The sequence below is a fragment of the Pseudomonas lijiangensis genome (genome assembly GCF_018968705.1).
Lineage (GTDB): Bacteria > Pseudomonadota > Gammaproteobacteria > Pseudomonadales > Pseudomonadaceae > Aquipseudomonas > Aquipseudomonas lijiangensis.
In genome coordinates this window covers 4,557,671-4,572,840 of record NZ_CP076668.1, presented here as the reverse complement: position 1 = coordinate 4,572,840, position 15,170 = coordinate 4,557,671, and the positions used below count along the sequence as shown (strand labels likewise).

Genomic DNA, 15,170 nt, shown 5'->3' with positions numbered 1-15,170 from the left:
GTCCTATGTCACTAAATTTCCCGCTGTTGTTGGTCATCGCAGTCTTTGTCTGTGGCGTGCTCGCACTGATCGATCTGGTTTTCCTGGCGCCTCGTCGCCGGGCTGCCATCTCGACCTATCAGGGCAGTGTCAGTCAGCCTGACATCGCGGTTGTTGAGCAATTGAACAAAGAGCCTTTGCTGGTTGAATACGGCAAATCGTTCTTTCCGGTGCTGTTTCTCGTGCTGGTGCTCCGTTCGTTTCTGGTCGAACCCTTCCAGATTCCTTCGGGCTCCATGAAACCGACACTGGAGGTGGGTGATTTCATCCTGGTCAACAAGTTCTCCTACGGCATCCGTCTGCCGGTGCTGGATCAGAAAGTGATCCAGATCGGCGACCCGAAGCGTGGCGACGTCATGGTGTTTCGCTACCCGAGCGACCCGAGCGTCAACTACATCAAGCGTGTAGTGGGCCTGCCGGGCGACCATATCCGCTACACCAGCGACAAGCGTCTGTTCGTCAATGGTGAGCTGGTTGCCAAGAAGCTGATCGGTAGCGAGCCGGGCACTCTGGGCAGTGCCGAGCTTTATGAAGAGCTGCTGGGCGATGTCGAGCACCAGATCCGTCAGGAAATGAGCCGCTACCGTGCGCCGCCTGACAGCGAGTGGACCGTGCCGGCTGCGCATTACTTCATGATGGGCGACAACCGCGACAACTCCAATGACAGCCGTTACTGGGACGATCCGAACATTCCCAAGAACGAACTGGGCATGGTTCCTGACAAGAACATCGTCGGCAAGGCGTTTGCTGTCTGGATGAGCTGGCCGGAGCCCAAGCTCAGTCACTTCCCTAACTTTTCACGGGTCGGGCTGATCAAGTAATCAATGCGGCGCTGCTAGAGCAGCGCCGTATCTCATTTGGGCTGGCCCGAAACGTTTCTGATCGATAAGTCATGTCGGTTGCGTGAACGGGCTATCCTTGGGGTCGAGGTCGAAACATGACGTTTTCCGCTTCTCAGAAAGGTTTGTCGTTCGTGGGGTGGCTGATTGCGCTGGCGCTTGTCGCATTTGTGACGAGCACGGCTTTCAAGCTGATCCCGCACTATCTTGACTACATGTCGATGAAGAAGATCATCGAGTCGGTCGAGAGCAATCAGGCCCTGGAAATCACCACGGTCGACGATTTTTACAGTTATGTCGGTAAAAACATGCAGGTCAACAATATTCGGGATGTGGATTTGAACAAGGCTTTAAAGGTGACGGTGCAGAACGGCAAGTTCAGCGCCCATTTGAACTATGAACAGCGTGAGCCGTTGATCCAGAATATCGATCTGGTGATGAAGTTCGATCAGCAATTCAGCGTGGGTAAACTGTGAGCGTATCCTTGAGCCGCCTGGAGCGTCAGCTCGGCTATACCTTCAAGGATCAGGAACTGATGATCCTGGCCCTGACCCACCGCAGTTTTGCTGGCCGCAATAATGAGCGTCTGGAGTTTCTCGGTGATGCGATCCTCAACTTCGTAGCCGGTGAAGCCCTGTTCGAGCGCTTTCCCCAGGCCCGCGAAGGCCAGTTGTCGCGTTTGCGCGCACGCTTGGTGAAAGGGGAAACCCTGGCATTGCTGGCCCGTGGTTTCGATCTGGGCGAATATCTGCGTCTGGGCTCCGGCGAATTGAAGAGCGGCGGTTTCCGTCGCGAGTCGATCCTGGCCGATGCCCTTGAGGCGTTGATCGGTGCCATCTATCTCGATTCGGGCATGGAGGTTGCGCGTGAGCGTGTCCTGGCATGGCTGACCAACGAGTTCGACAGCCTGACACTGGTCGATACCAACAAGGACCCGAAAACCCGACTGCAGGAATTCCTTCAGTCCCGTGCCTGTGAATTGCCGCGTTACGAAGTGGTGGATATCCAGGGCGAACCGCATTGCCGGACGTTTTTCGTCGAATGCGAGATCACCTTACTGAATGAAAAGAGTCGAGGTCAGGGTGTCAGCCGTCGCATTGCCGAACAGGTAGCCGCGGCCGCAGCACTCATTGCCCTGGGCGTGGAGAACGGTCATGACTGATACAACTGCAACTCGCTGTGGCTATGTTGCCATCGTCGGCCGCCCCAACGTAGGCAAGTCCACGCTGCTCAACCATATTCTTGGCCAGAAGCTGGCGATCACCTCGCGCAAGCCTCAGACCACTCGTCACAACATGCTGGGTATCAAGACCGAAGGCGCCGTGCAGGCGATCTATGTCGATACCCCAGGCATGCACAAGAACAGCGAAAAAGCGCTCAACCGCTACATGAACAAGACCGCTTCGGCTGCCTTGAAAGACGTCGATGTCGTGATCTTCGTGGTTGACCGTACCCGCTGGACCGACGAGGACCAGATGGTTCTGGAACGTGTCCAGTATGTGCAGGGCCCTGTCATCCTGGCGATCAACAAGACCGATCGCATCGAAGACAAGGGCGAGCTGATGCCGCATCTGGAATGGCTGCAAGGCCAGTTGCCCAATGCGTCCATCGTGCCGATTTCTGCGCAGCACGGGCACAACCTCGATGCGCTGGAAGGCCTGATCGCTTCCCACCTGCCGGAAAACGATCACTTCTTCCCGGAAGACCAGATCACCGACCGCAGCAGCCGCTTCCTGGCTGCGGAGCTGGTTCGCGAGAAAATCATGCGCCAGTTGGGTGCCGAGCTTCCGTACCAGATCACCGTCGAAATCGAAGAGTTCAAGCAGCAGGGACGTACCTTGCATATCCATGCCCTGATTCTTGTCGAGCGTGACGGCCAGAAGAAAATCATCATTGGCGACAAGGGTGAGCGGATCAAGCGCATCGGCAGCGATGCCCGTCGCGACATGGAGCTGCTGTTCGATTCCAAGGTCATGCTCAACCTGTGGGTCAAGGTCAAAGGCGGCTGGTCCGATGATGAGCGCGCCTTGCGTTCATTGGGCTACGGCGACCTGTAAGTGTCCTGTCATCCGGTCATGAATCTTCGTGACCGGGTGAATCTCCTTTCTTGCGAGCCACCCCGATGAGCACGCCAACCGGCCAACCTGCTTATGTGCTTCACAGCCGGGCCTATCGCGAAAACAGCGCTCTGGTCGATTTCCTCACACCTCAAGGCCGTTTGCGCGCTGTGCTGCGTAATGCTCGCGGCAAGGCCGGTACGCTGGCGCGTCCTTTCGTGCCTCTTGAGGCAGAGTTTCGCGGGCGTGGCGAGCTCAAGAATGTCGGGCGCATGGAAGGTGTCGGCGTTGCCATCTGGTTATCCGGCGAGGCCTTGTTCAGTGGCATGTACCTCAACGAACTGCTGATTCGCCTGTTGCCATCGGAAGATCCTCATCCCGCCGTCTTCGACCACTATGCCGCGACCCTGACAGCCTTGGCGCAAGGTCGTCCTCTTGAGCCTCTGTTGCGTTCATTCGAATGGCGACTGCTGGACGATCTGGGCTATGGCTTTGCGCTGGACGTGGATATCAATGGCGAGCCGCTTGCTGCCGATGGTTTGTATCGCCTGCAAGTGGATGCAGGGCTTGAGCGGGTCTATCTGTTGCAGCCCGGACTGTTTCAAGGCGTTGAGCTACTGGCCATGGCCGAGGCCGACTGGAGTGCTCCGGGTGCGCTGTCTGCCGCCAAGCGTCTGATGCGTCAGGCACTGGCCGTGCATCTGGGCGGACGTCCATTAGTGAGCCGTGAACTGTTTCGCAAGCCGTGAACAGGCTTTATGCTCTGCGGCCTGCTTCGATCAAATTTCAGGAGACACCCGTGACCCAAAGCACTCGCATCCTTCTTGGCGTTAACATCGACCACGTTGCCACCTTGCGTCAGGCTCGCGGTACACGTTATCCGGATCCGGTGAAAGCCGCGCTGGATGCCGAAGAGGCGGGCGCGGATGGCATCACCGTGCATTTGCGTGAAGACCGTCGTCACATCCAGGAGCGCGACGTCCTGCTGCTCAAGGACGTGCTGCAGACACGCATGAATTTCGAGATGGGCGTGACCGAAGAAATGCTCGCTTTTGCCGAGCGCATTCGTCCGGCCCATGTATGCCTGGTCCCGGAAACCCGTCAGGAACTCACCACCGAGGGTGGCCTGGATGTCGCCGGTCAGGAAGAGCGTATCAAGGCGGCGGTGGAGCGGCTGTCGAAGATCGGCTGCGAAGTCTCGCTGTTCATCGATGCCGACGAACAGCAGATCGCCGCTTCCAGGCGCGTCGGTGCTCCGGCCATCGAACTGCATACTGGCCGCTACGCCGACGCGCAGACGCCAGCTGAAGTCGCAGAAGAGCTCAAGCGCATTGCCGATGGTGTGGCGTTCGGGGTGGCTCAGGGGTTGATCGTCAATGCCGGTCACGGCCTGCATTACCACAACGTCGAAGCGGTGGCAGCGATCAAAGGTATCAATGAGCTGAACATCGGTCATGCGCTGGTGGCGCATGCCTTGTTCGTAGGCTTCAAGGCTGCCGTGGCAGAAATGAAGGCGTTGATCGTGGCAGCAGCGAAATAATCACCGTCCTGCGCGGATGAATTCTCTCCTGGCGGGATTCATCCGCGAAGACTCAAGGCTTGCGCCCGACAATCACGGCACGCATCGGTGCAGGCAGGCCTTCCACGGTGCGGCTGTGGTCCTCGGGGTCGAGGAAGTCGCCCAGCGACTGATAGCGCATCCATTCGGTGCTGCGTTGTTCCTGCACGGTGGTGGTGCTGACATCCACGCAACGTACATCGACGAATCCGGCGCGCCGCAGCCACAGTACCAGTGCCGCTACTGACGGCAGGAACCATACATTGCGCATCTGTGCATAGCGATCTTCCGGGACCAGCACTTGCTGTGCATCACCCGGCACCACCAGGGTTTCCATGACCAGCTCACCGCCTTTGACCAGGCAGTCTTTCAAGGCCAGCAAATGGTCGACAGGCGATTTGCGGTGATACAGCACGCCCATGGAGAACACGGTATCGAAGCCTTCAAGATTGGCAGGCAGATCTTCCAGGGCAAACGGCAAGTGCCAGGCGGGCAGGTCCGGCAGGTAGCGCTGCATGGCCTGGAACTGGCAGAAGAACAGCCAGTTCGGGTCCACACCAATCACGCTCTCGGCTCCTGCACCCAGCATGCGCCACTGGTAATAGCCGTTGCCGCAGCCTACATCCAGGATGCGTTTGCCTTTGAGATCCAGGTGCGGCGAGACGCGGGACCATTTCCAGTCCGAGCGCCATTCGGTATCGATATGCACGCCGAATACATCGAACGGCCCCTTGCGCCAAGGTGACAGGCCCATCAGGGCCTGACGCAGCCGGGAGCGGGTTTCGTCGTCACACTCGACTTCCAGGGTAAAGCTGTCGGCCAGCTCGACACGTTCCGCTGTCAGCGGGGGCAAGGCATCCAGCGCACTTTGCCAGCGTTGCAGGTCGCCGTGCCCCTTGGCCATCTTGGTGTCGAGTTGTGCCTGCAGGCCGTTGGCCCATTCAGCGAGTGGCGTGCCTGCAAGGCGGCGGACAAGTGGAGCGAGATCAATCATGGCAGGGCAATCAACGAGGCAAAGTTAAGGCATTGGAACCATGGGACGACCTTTGAAAAACCGGCGGCCAACAGGCGTTGGCGGTGTTCTTCGAGGCTGTCGGGTTTCATGACGTTTTCGATGGCGCTGCGCTTCTGGGCTATTTCCAGATCGCTGTAGCCGTTGGCGCGCTTGAATGCGATATGCAGGTCGGTCAGCAGGGCATGCTCCTGCTCGTCGCTGAAACGCAGCTTTTCCGAGAGGATCAAGGCGCCACCAGGCACCAGTGCCTGACGAATGCGGGTCAGCAGCGCGAGTCGCTGCTGCGGGGCAATGAATTGCAGGGTGAAGTTCAAGGCCACCACCGAAGAGGGCTGGAACTGCAACGCCAGAATGTCGCCCTCGATCACTTCCACTGGCAGCAACTCCTGAAACATCGAGTTCTGCGCATTGAGGTATTCACGGCAGCGCTCGACCATCGCGGCCGAATTGTCCACGGCGATGACCTTGCAGCCTTCGCTGCGCACATGGCGGCGCAGGGCTTGAGTCACGGCGCCGAGGGAGCTGCCCAGGTCATACAGAACCGTGTCGGGTCTGGCGAACTGTGCGGCGAGCACACCCAGGTTCTCGACAATCGTCGGGTAGCCGGGGACCGAGCGCTTGATCATGTCCGGAAAGACCCGCACCACATCCTCGTTGAAGGCGAAGTCAGGCACCTGAGCCAATGGCTGGGCGAAAATGCGGTCGGGTTCTTTGCTCACGGCGGTTCCGGCGAAGGCTTTGAAAGGCGGGCATTCTAGCCAAGTTGTCGCCGGGATGCATGAGGCAGAGCGTGTTGTCTGACAGAGCGCGCAAAACGCCTCAGTTCACGGTGATTGCACACTCGAAAGTCTGTTCGGGAGCCGCTTCCGGTGTCCAGGGCTGTTGGTAGATCATCACCAGTTGTCCCGTGCCAGCATCGGTCGCCTTGTAACGCCATACCGATTGCCCGCCACTGCCCACCATTTCCGTGTTTTGCGAGTTTTTATAAACCTCGGGGCCCAGGCTGCGCAGCACGCTCTGTGCCGGATTCTGGATCAGCCAGCGAAAGCCGGTGGTGGGGTTGCTGGGCAGAGTGAGTATCAGGGTTTGTCCACTCTTGAGTGTCAGCGGACAGTCGCTCTGGGCTTCCACAGAAACGATGGTCTTCGGTGTTTGCGCGCAGGCGGTCAGCAGGGCAAGGCCCAAGGGGGCGAGGAGACGGGTGTGGGTCATGGCAAGTTCCGGTTTTGCGTGACGATGCTGGAGCATAACGCATTGATGTGTGGGCACGATGAAGAACTGTGCTGCCTGGCAATTGGCGTTAGGGTCGGCAAAGTGGGAAGTTTTGTGAGCTTCGGAAAATTCATACAGCATTCATCGCACATTGCTGGTTTTGTTCCTGTTCTGGATAGCGTATTCAGGCTCCCGATATAAAACATGGAGTTACGAGTAGATTGCAGTCGTCGAGAGCGTAATTGTTTTGTGTCATTCCAGTGTCGCTGACAGGGGATTCTGATGTTCCTTGAGCCTGCTTTATCAGCCAATACAGGGTGAGTTGGATCTGCCTTGAATGCGTGTACGGCAAAAGAAGGGGATTGCAGGCGGCGTAAAGTCTAGAATGAGGTGGCATTTCGATAGGGAAGTGGCACAATCGCCAAGGTTTTTTGTATGGCAGTCCATTTACGGTTTAATCGACCGCAGATGGCGGCTGCCTTGCAAGCCGCAGCCAGTCGGTTGCGAGCGGCCGCGAGCACAGTATCTGGCTCACGACTCTCGACGACGGTTCGTTGGACAATATGCACAGGATGGTCGCAGCGTGGACGTAGCAGGCGTTGCTGCGGGCGGCTTTTTTGTTTTCAGGGCGTTGATCGGGCTTTATCGATCAGTTATCCCGGCGCTCAGCAGTAAGACAAATTGGTTTTTTTGACCTTGAAGTCTCGTTAATCCCAGGACAGCCTGCCTCATTTTCAGGAATTATTATGTTTAGCGGAAAAAAACTTCTCATCTCTGGCGGTACCGGTTCTTTTGGCAACGCTGTCCTCAAGCGCTTCCTCGACAGTGATATTGCGGAAATCCGTATTTTCAGTCGTGACGAGAAGAAACAGGACGACATGCGCAAGCGCTATGCCAATAGCAAGCTGAAGTTCTATATTGGCGATGTGCGTGATTACCAGAGCGTGCTCAATGCCACCCGCGGGGTCGATTACATTTTCCACGCCGCAGCCCTGAAACAGGTTCCGTCCTGCGAATTCCACCCGATGGAAGCGGTCAAGACCAACGTCATCGGTACCGAAAACCTGCTGGAAGCGGCTATCCAGAACGAAGTCCGTCGCGTTGTCTGCCTCAGCACCGACAAGGCCGTCTATCCAATCAACGCCATGGGTATTTCCAAGGCGATGATGGAAAAGGTCATGGTCGCCAAGTCGCGCAATGTCGACGACAACAAGACCGTCATCTGCGGTACCCGCTATGGCAACGTCATGGCTTCGCGCGGATCCGTGATTCCTCTGTTCATCGATCAGATTCGTGCCGGTAAAGAGCTGACCCTGACCGACCCGAACATGACCCGCTTCATGATGACCCTGGGCGACGCTGTCGACCTGGTGCTCTATGCGTTCGAGCATGGCAACAACGGTGATCTGTTCGTGCAGAAGGCTCCGGCAGCGACCGTCGAAGTCCTGGCCAAGGCGCTGACTGCACTGGTTGGCAAGCCTGATCACCCGATTCAGGTGATCGGCACACGCCATGGCGAAAAACTGTATGAAGCGCTGCTGAGCCGTGAAGAAATGGCCTGCGCCGAAGACAAGGGCGACTATTTCCGCATTCCGCCAGACTTGCGCGACCTCAACTACGCCAAGTTCGTCGAACAGGGCGAAACCAGGATTTCCCGCACCGAAGACTACAACTCGCACAATACCGAGCGCCTGGATGTTGAAGGCATGCAGCGTCTGTTGCTCAAACTGGACTTCATGCGCGCCATCCAGCGTGGCGAGCACGCTACGCCGGAGGAGTGAAGATGAAGGTTCTGATTACGGGCGCCAATGGTTTCGTTGGCCAGAATCTTGTTTCCCATCTCGGGGAACGGGCCGATGTGCAGGTTCTGCGCTTTACCCGTGACGACTCTCTGGAAAGCCTGCCAGCGCTGGTTGCACAGGTGGATTTCATCTTTCACCTGGCGGGTGTCAATCGTCCACAGGATCCGCAGGAGTTCCAGACAGGCAATACCGATCTGACTCGTGCCCTGTGCGATGCCATTGTGAGCAGTGGTCGTCAGGTGCCGATTCTGTACACCTCTTCGAGCCAGGCCGAGCTGGACAATGCCTATGGCAGCAGCAAGCGCGGTGCCGAAGACGCACTCCTGGCTCTGAATGCCAGCCATGGCGTGCCGGTTCACCTGTTTCGCCTGCCGAACGTTTTCGGCAAATGGGCGCGGCCGAACTATAACTCGGCTGTCGCGACGTTCTGCCACAACGTCTCCCGCGGCTTGCCGATCAGCATCAACGATCCACAGGCGCGTATCAGTCTGGTTTACATCGATGACGTGGTCAGGCATTTCCTGGCCGTCATGGATGGCAAGCTGGCGGGTACGCCTTTTGTGAATGTCGAGCCGCAATACGCGATCTCTGTGGGTGAACTGGCCGAGCAACTGCATGTGTTCCGCGACAGTCGCCAGACGATGATCACCGAGCCGGTCGGCACGGGTCTGGTGCGAGCCTTGTACTCGACTTACCTGAGCTACCTGCCACCGGACCGCTTCACTTATGAAGTGCCCAAGCATGGCGATCCGCGTGGCGTGTTCGTGGAAATGCTCAAGACCCGTGATTCCGGGCAATTTTCCTATTTCACTGCGCATCCGGGCATTACCCGTGGCGGTCACTACCACCACTCCAAGACCGAGAAGTTTCTGGTCATCAAGGGCAAGGCCTGTTTCCGCTTCCGCCATATTGTTTCCGGCGAATTCTATGAGCTGTTCACTACCGGTGAGCAACCGCAGATCGTTGAAACCGTACCCGGCTGGACCCACGACATCACCAATGTCGGTGAGGACGAGATGATCGTCATGCTCTGGGCCAATGAAATCTTTGACCGGGAACACCCGGACACTTATGCGCGCCCCGTCGGTACTGAAGCCTGAGCCGCTGTTGACAGGATATTGAAATGAAAAAGCTGAAAATTGTAACTGTCGTGGGTACGCGGCCTGAGATCATTCGTCTGTCGCGGGTCATGGCTGCACTGGACGAGCATTGCGATCACATTCTGGTCCACACCGGCCAGAACTACGATTACGAATTGAACGAGATCTTCTTTCAGGACCTGGGCATCCGCAAACCGGACCACTTCCTGAATGCCGCCGGTGCCAGTGGTGCAGAAACCATCGGTAACGTGATCATCGCTGTCGACCGCGTGCTGGCTGAAATCCAGCCTGAAGCTCTGCTGGTGCTGGGTGATACCAACAGCTGCATGGCCGTGTTGCCAGCCAAGCGTCGCAAGATCCCGACATTCCACATGGAAGCGGGCAACCGTTGCTTCGATATGCGGGTTCCGGAAGAAATCAACCGTCGTATCGTCGACCATACGGCCGACATCAACCTCACTTACAGCACCATCGCCCGGGATTATCTGCTGCGCGAAGGTCTGCCTGCGGATCGCGTGATCAAGACCGGCAGCCCGATGTTCGAAGTGCTGGGACATTACCGTGAAGGTATCGACAATTCGGACGTTCTCACCCGTCTGGGGCTTGAGCCTGGCAAGTTCTTCGTGGTCAGTGCGCACCGCGAAGAGAACGTCGACTCGGACAAGAACTTCCTCAAGCTGGTGGACGTGCTCAATACCGTGGCCGAGCAGTTCGACCTGCCGGTGATCGTCTCCACCCACCCGCGTACCCAGAAGCGGGTTGACGCCATGGGTGTGACTTTCCATGCCAATGTGCGCCTGCTCAAGCCACTGGGCTTCAAGGATTACAACAAGCTCCAGCTCGAATCGAAAGCCGTACTGTCCGACAGCGGCACGATCAACGAAGAAGCTTCCATCCTGAACTTCCCGGCATTGAACCTGCGTGAGGCTCATGAGCGTCCTGAAGGCATGGAAGAAGCTGCGGCCATGATGGTCGGGCTGGAAACCGAGCGCGTATTGCAGGGCTTGAACATTCTCGACAGTCAGTCTCGTGGTGACGAGCGCAGTCTGCGTCTGGTGGGCGACTACAGCATGCCCAACGTCTCGGACAAGGTCGTGCGTATCCTGCACAGTTACACCGACTACGTGAACCGCGTTGTCTGGAAGCGTTACTGATCCGAGTGGTAGAAATGGCTGAAAAAGCGTTAAAAGTTCTTGTCGTAACGCAGTATTTTTGGCCGGAGAACATGCGGATCAATGATCTGGTCCGCGATCTTTCGGCAAAGGGGCATGAGGTCACCGTCTTGACGGGGTTGCCGAATTACCCTGAAGGCAAGGTATTCGAAAGTTACCGCGAGAAGCCTGAAGGATTCAGTCAGTACTGCGGTGCCGAAGTCATCAGGGTGCCGCTTGTCCCACGGGGCAAGCGCAGCCTGACTCTGGTGCTCAACTACCTGTCGTTCTTCATCAGCGCTTCGACGCTGGGTGCTTTCAAGCTGCGTGGGCGCAAGTTCGATACGATCTTCGTGTATGCCGTCTCGCCTGTCATGGCCGCCATTCCGGCGCTGGTGATCGGGTGGTTGAAGCGTGCGCCGGTGTTTGTATGGGTACTGGATCTGTGGCCCGAAACCCTGCGTGCAGTCGGTGTGCTCAAACAGCCTTTGCTGCTGGGATGGGTCGGCAAGGTCGTGTCGTGGATCTACAACCGCACCGATTATCTGTTGCTGCAATCCCACGGTTTTCTGGACAACGTCAGGCGCTACTGCACCCGACCGATTACCGATGATCGCCTGGTTTACTTTCCAAGCTGGGCTGAAGACGATTTTTCATCTTCATCGCCGCCAATGTGTGATTTGATCAAGCCGGACCCGAATGTATTCACGGTCGTCTTTGCCGGCAATCTGGGCGAGGCTCAGGATTTCCCTGCCGTACTGGATGCTGCCGAGTCGCTGCGGGCCAGTAATGCCGTGCGCTGGGTCATTGTCGGGGATGGCCGCATGAGCGAGTGGATTGCCGAGCAGATTGCGACCAGACAACTGGACAATGTGCACCTTCTGGGACGTCATCCACTGGAAGCCATGCCAGGGCTGTTTGCCCAGGCCGATGCCTTGCTGGTGTCGCTGAAGACCAATGATGTGTTTGAAAAGACCATTCCGGGCAAGGTTCAGGCATACCTGGCGTCAGGAAGACCCATACTGGGAATGATCAATGGTGAAGCTGCACGGGTGATCAACGAGTCAGGTGCCGGTTTCGCCTGTGATTCCGGTGATGCCCAGGGGCTGGCAGCGATTACCCGAGCACTTGCAGATGCCGGTCAGACCCAGCGCGAAAGCATGGGCCGTGCAGGGCGCAACTATTATGAGCAGCACTACGCCAAGGGCAACCTTCTGATGCGTCTGGAAACCCTTTTTCGTCAAGCTACCCTTCGCAAAGTGAGTCAGTCATGAGTTCCTCTTCTGTGTTACTGACAGGTGCAACCGGTTTTGTCGGTAAGGCACTGCTCGCCAGTCTGCTCACGCGAGGCGATAAAGTGACTGCCGCCGTACGCGACTCTTCGGCACAAATCGATCCCCGAGCCACGCTTTGCCAGGTTTCCAGCCTGGATGGACAGACGCAGTGGCAGGACAGTCTCCGGGACGTGCAGGTGGTGATCCATGCTGCAGCCCGCGTGCACGTCATGAACGACACCGAAGCCGATCCGCTGGCAGCATTTCGCAAGGTCAATGTCGAAGGGACATTGAATCTTGCGCGTCAGGCAGCAGAGGCTGGCGTACGCCGTTTTGTCTTCATCAGCTCCATCAAGGTCAACGGTGAGGGCACCTTGCCCGGCCAGCCTTACCGGGCTGACGATACGCCTGCTCCGATCGATCCGTACGGGATCTCCAAGATGGAAGCCGAGCAGGGATTGCGGGCTCTGGCCGAGCAGACGGGGCTGGAGGTGGTGATCATCCGGCCGGTGCTGGTCTACGGGCCTGGAGTGAAGGCCAACTTCCTGTCGATGATGCGCTGGCTGGACAAAGGCGTTCCGCTGCCTTTCGGAGCCATCGACAATCGACGCAGCCTGGTCGCCCTCGACAATCTGGTCGATCTGATCGTTACCTGCACGTCGCATCCGGCCGCTGCCAACCAGACATTTCTGGTCAGCGATGGCGAGGACCTGTCGACGACCATGCTGCTAAAACGTATGGCCAGTGCACTCGGCAAGTCGGCGCGTCTGCTGCCCATACCGTCTGCCTTGCTCGTGCTGGCAGCCAGATCGCTGGGCAAACGGGCATTGTCCCAGCGTCTTTGTGGTTTCTTGCAGGTCGATATCGAGAAAACGCGCTCGTTACTGGGTTGGACGCCTGTGGCAAGCGTGGATCAGGCCTTGTCGGCGGTCGCCCGTCACTATCAGGAACATCAAGGCAAATAGCCCCGCACCGGTTTTTCGGGGAGTGGTATTCAAATTCAGTGCGGTAGCAGGCAAAGCGCCTTGTAGCCAAATTGCGATAAATGGTTTTCAACGACGCCGCACACCATGAAGTCCGCACATTGCGACATGGAGTCAGGTGGAGGTAGAGGGATGATGATGAAATTACGCTCGCGAATGCTGGGTCTTTCGCGCAAGAACAAGCGAATCGTGCAGGTCGGTGCCGACATTGTGCTGGTCTGGGGCGCCTTGCTGCTCGCTTTTGTCGTGCGGCTGGGGTTTGACGCGACCTTCACCTCCCTCTTCGATCATCTCTGGTTGTTCGCCGCAGCGCCGGTGCTGACCATCCCCATTTTCATCCGCTTTGGCATGTACCGCGCCGTCATGCGCTTTTTCGGTAACGATGCGCTGATCACCATCGTCAAAGCCGTCAGTCTGTCGGCGTTGCTGGTGTCGCTTGTGGTGTATTGGTATGGCGACCATGAAGTGGTGGTCCCGCGTTCGGTCATTTTCAATTACTGGTGGTTGAGCCTGATCATGATCGGCGGCTTGCGCCTGATCATGCGCCAGTACTTTCTGGGTGACTGGTTCATGGCTTCCCAGCATGTACCCTTTACTTCACGGGACAACGGGTTGCCCAAAGTCGCCATCTACGGTGCTGGCGCTGCGGGCAATCAACTGGTCGCAGCCTTGCGTCTGGGTCGCATGATGCGCCCGGTGGCGTTCATCGATGACGACAGCAGCGTGACCAAGCGCACCATCGCCGGGCTGGTGGTTTACAAACCCCGGCATATTCAGCAAATGATCGATGCCACCGGTGCCCAGGAGATTCTGCTGGCCATTCCGTCAGCGACCCGTGCGCGTCGTCGCGAGATTCTCGAGTACCTGGAAGGCTATCCGCTGCATGTGCGCAGTGTTCCCGGCTTCATGGATCTGGCCAGCGGCAGGGTCAAGGTCGATGACATTCAGGAAGTGGGCATCGCCGACTTGCTGGGGCGCGATTCGGTATCGGCTCAGGAAGACCTGCTGGAGCACTGTATTACCGGCAAGGTCGTGATGGTCACCGGTGCTGGTGGTTCGATCGGCTCCGAGCTGTGCCGTCAGATCCTGATGCTCAAGCCTTCCCGGCTGCTGCTGGTCGAGCACAGCGAGTTCAACCTCTACAGCATTTTCGGCGAGCTGGAGAAGCAGGTTCGGCAAGAAGCTCTTGAGGTTGAAGTCCTGCCGATTCTCGGGTCGGTGCGCTACTTCGAGAAAATGGTCGATCTGATGCGGACCTGGAAGGTCGAGACGGTCTATCACGCTGCGGCCTACAAGCATGTGCCGATCGTCGAGCACAACAGTGCCGAAGGTGTGCTGAACAATGTCATGGGAACCTTGCATACCGCCCAGGCTGCGGTTCAGGTTGGTGTGGCCAATTTCGTATTGATCTCCACTGACAAGGCGGTTCGTCCCACCAACGTCATGGGCAGTACCAAGCGACTCGCGGAAATGATCCTGCAGGCGCTCAGTCGCGAGGTCGCGCCGGTCCTGTTCAGTGGCAGCAACAAGGTTGCCCACGTCAACAAGACACGCTTTACGATGGTGCGCTTCGGCAATGTGCTGGGGTCTTCCGGCTCGGTGATTCCGCTGTTCCACAAGCAGATCAAGAGCGGTGGCCCGCTGACGGTGACACACCCGAATATCACCCGTTACTTCATGACCATCCCGGAGGCGGCTCAACTGGTGATTCAGGCAGGCTCCATGGGGCAGGGCGGCGATGTCTTCGTGCTTGATATGGGCGCACCGGTCAAGATCGTCGAGCTGGCCGAGCGCATGATCAATCTGTCAGGTCTGAGCATGCGTTCCGAACGCAATCCCCATGGCGATATCGCCATCGAGTTCACCGGCCTGCGTCCAGGGGAAAAGCTCTACGAGGAGCTGTTGATCGGCGATAACGTAGTGCCAACCCGTCACCCCATGATCATGAGTGCTGACGAAGACTTCCTGCCATGGGAAGTTCTCAAGGACAAGCTGGCGTTGCTGCTGGATGCGGTGTCCTCGGACGACTATCCACGCGTCAGGCAAATGCTCGGCGAACTGGTCGCCGGTTATACGCCAGAGGGCGAGATTGTCGACTGGAAGCATATTGAACAACGCGCCAATCAATAGCGCGGGTTGA

Annotated in this window: 15 protein-coding genes; 12 read left to right on the top strand and 3 right to left on the bottom strand. The window is 57.6% G+C overall.

The annotated features are described in order from the left end of the window. Positions 1-5: 5 nt before the first annotated feature. The 6 genes from lepB (at position 6) to pdxJ (ending at position 4,475) form a co-directional block, all read left to right on the top strand. Complete coding sequence (gene lepB / locus KQP88_RS19130; RefSeq protein WP_025261574.1) at positions 6-860, top strand: signal peptidase I; 855 nt, start codon at positions 6-8, stop codon at positions 858-860. A 116-nt stretch (positions 861-976) separates the two neighbouring features. Further along, positions 977-1,354 (top strand): DUF4845 domain-containing protein, encoded by a 378-nt coding sequence (locus KQP88_RS19125; RefSeq protein ID WP_025261573.1) that lies wholly within the window; start codon positions 977-979, stop codon positions 1,352-1,354. After that, complete coding sequence (gene rnc / locus KQP88_RS19120) at positions 1,351-2,040, top strand: ribonuclease III (protein ID WP_025261572.1); 690 nt, start codon at positions 1,351-1,353, stop codon at positions 2,038-2,040. The genes KQP88_RS19125 and rnc overlap by 4 nt, the downstream gene beginning before the upstream one ends. Continuing rightward, on the top strand, positions 2,033-2,935 hold the full coding sequence (era, locus tag KQP88_RS19115; RefSeq protein WP_095068607.1) for a GTPase Era: 903 nt from the start codon (positions 2,033-2,035) through the stop codon (positions 2,933-2,935). Before rnc ends, era begins: the two co-directional genes overlap by 8 nt. Positions 2,936-3,000: 65 nt before the next feature. Continuing rightward, positions 3,001-3,684: a DNA repair protein RecO gene (gene recO / locus KQP88_RS19110; RefSeq protein ID WP_095068608.1), complete on the top strand. Its 684-nt coding sequence runs from the start codon at positions 3,001-3,003 to the stop codon at positions 3,682-3,684. Positions 3,685-3,734: 50 nt separating this feature from the next. Beyond that, the gene (gene pdxJ / locus KQP88_RS19105) at positions 3,735-4,475 is read left to right on the top strand and encodes a pyridoxine 5'-phosphate synthase (RefSeq protein WP_198726163.1); all 741 of its coding nucleotides are present in this window, start codon (positions 3,735-3,737) and stop codon (positions 4,473-4,475) included. Between the two features lie 52 nt (positions 4,476-4,527). Here pdxJ and cmoB read toward each other — a convergent pair whose 3' ends face one another. The 3 genes from cmoB to KQP88_RS19090 all read right to left on the bottom strand — a co-directional run bounded on the left by cmoB (position 4,528) and on the right by KQP88_RS19090 (position 6,720). Next, a complete protein-coding gene (gene cmoB / locus KQP88_RS19100) occupies positions 4,528-5,487 on the bottom strand; it encodes a tRNA 5-methoxyuridine(34)/uridine 5-oxyacetic acid(34) synthase CmoB (RefSeq protein WP_216703908.1) in 960 nt (319 codons plus the stop codon). Then, positions 5,484-6,227: a carboxy-S-adenosyl-L-methionine synthase CmoA gene (gene cmoA / locus KQP88_RS19095; RefSeq protein WP_200992802.1), complete on the bottom strand. Its 744-nt coding sequence runs from the start codon at positions 6,225-6,227 to the stop codon at positions 5,484-5,486. Before cmoA ends, cmoB begins: the two co-directional genes overlap by 4 nt. A 100-nt stretch (positions 6,228-6,327) precedes the next feature. Further along, positions 6,328-6,720 carry a protease inhibitor I42 family protein gene (locus KQP88_RS19090; RefSeq protein WP_095068631.1) on the bottom strand — a complete coding sequence of 131 codons (393 nt, stop codon included), beginning with the start codon at positions 6,718-6,720 and terminating at the stop codon, positions 6,328-6,330. A 746-nt stretch (positions 6,721-7,466) separates the two neighbouring features. Between KQP88_RS19090 and KQP88_RS19085 the strand changes: the two genes are divergently transcribed. From KQP88_RS19085 to KQP88_RS19060, 6 genes are all read left to right on the top strand, one after another. Next, positions 7,467-8,501: a polysaccharide biosynthesis protein gene (locus KQP88_RS19085; protein WP_216703907.1), complete on the top strand. Its 1,035-nt coding sequence runs from the start codon at positions 7,467-7,469 to the stop codon at positions 8,499-8,501. A 2-nt stretch (positions 8,502-8,503) separates the two neighbouring features. Continuing rightward, complete coding sequence (gene wbjC, locus KQP88_RS19080; RefSeq protein ID WP_122321324.1) at positions 8,504-9,622, top strand: UDP-2-acetamido-2,6-beta-L-arabino-hexul-4-ose reductase; 1,119 nt, start codon at positions 8,504-8,506, stop codon at positions 9,620-9,622. Positions 9,623-9,645: 23 nt separating this feature from the next. After that, entirely contained in the window at positions 9,646-10,776 is a 1,131-nt protein-coding gene (gene wecB, locus KQP88_RS19075) for a non-hydrolyzing UDP-N-acetylglucosamine 2-epimerase (RefSeq protein WP_025261563.1), read from the top strand. Positions 10,777-10,790: 14 nt separating this feature from the next. Continuing rightward, entirely contained in the window at positions 10,791-12,047 is a 1,257-nt protein-coding gene (locus tag KQP88_RS19070; RefSeq protein ID WP_216703906.1) for a glycosyltransferase family 4 protein, read from the top strand. Beyond that, on the top strand, positions 12,044-13,012 hold the full coding sequence (locus KQP88_RS19065; protein WP_216703905.1) for a UDP-glucose 4-epimerase family protein: 969 nt from the start codon (positions 12,044-12,046) through the stop codon (positions 13,010-13,012). Before KQP88_RS19070 ends, KQP88_RS19065 begins: the two co-directional genes overlap by 4 nt. Before the next feature lie 153 nt (positions 13,013-13,165). Then, positions 13,166-15,160 carry a polysaccharide biosynthesis protein gene (locus KQP88_RS19060; RefSeq protein WP_216705998.1) on the top strand — a complete coding sequence of 665 codons (1,995 nt, stop codon included), beginning with the start codon at positions 13,166-13,168 and terminating at the stop codon, positions 15,158-15,160. Positions 15,161-15,170 lie beyond the last annotated feature (10 nt).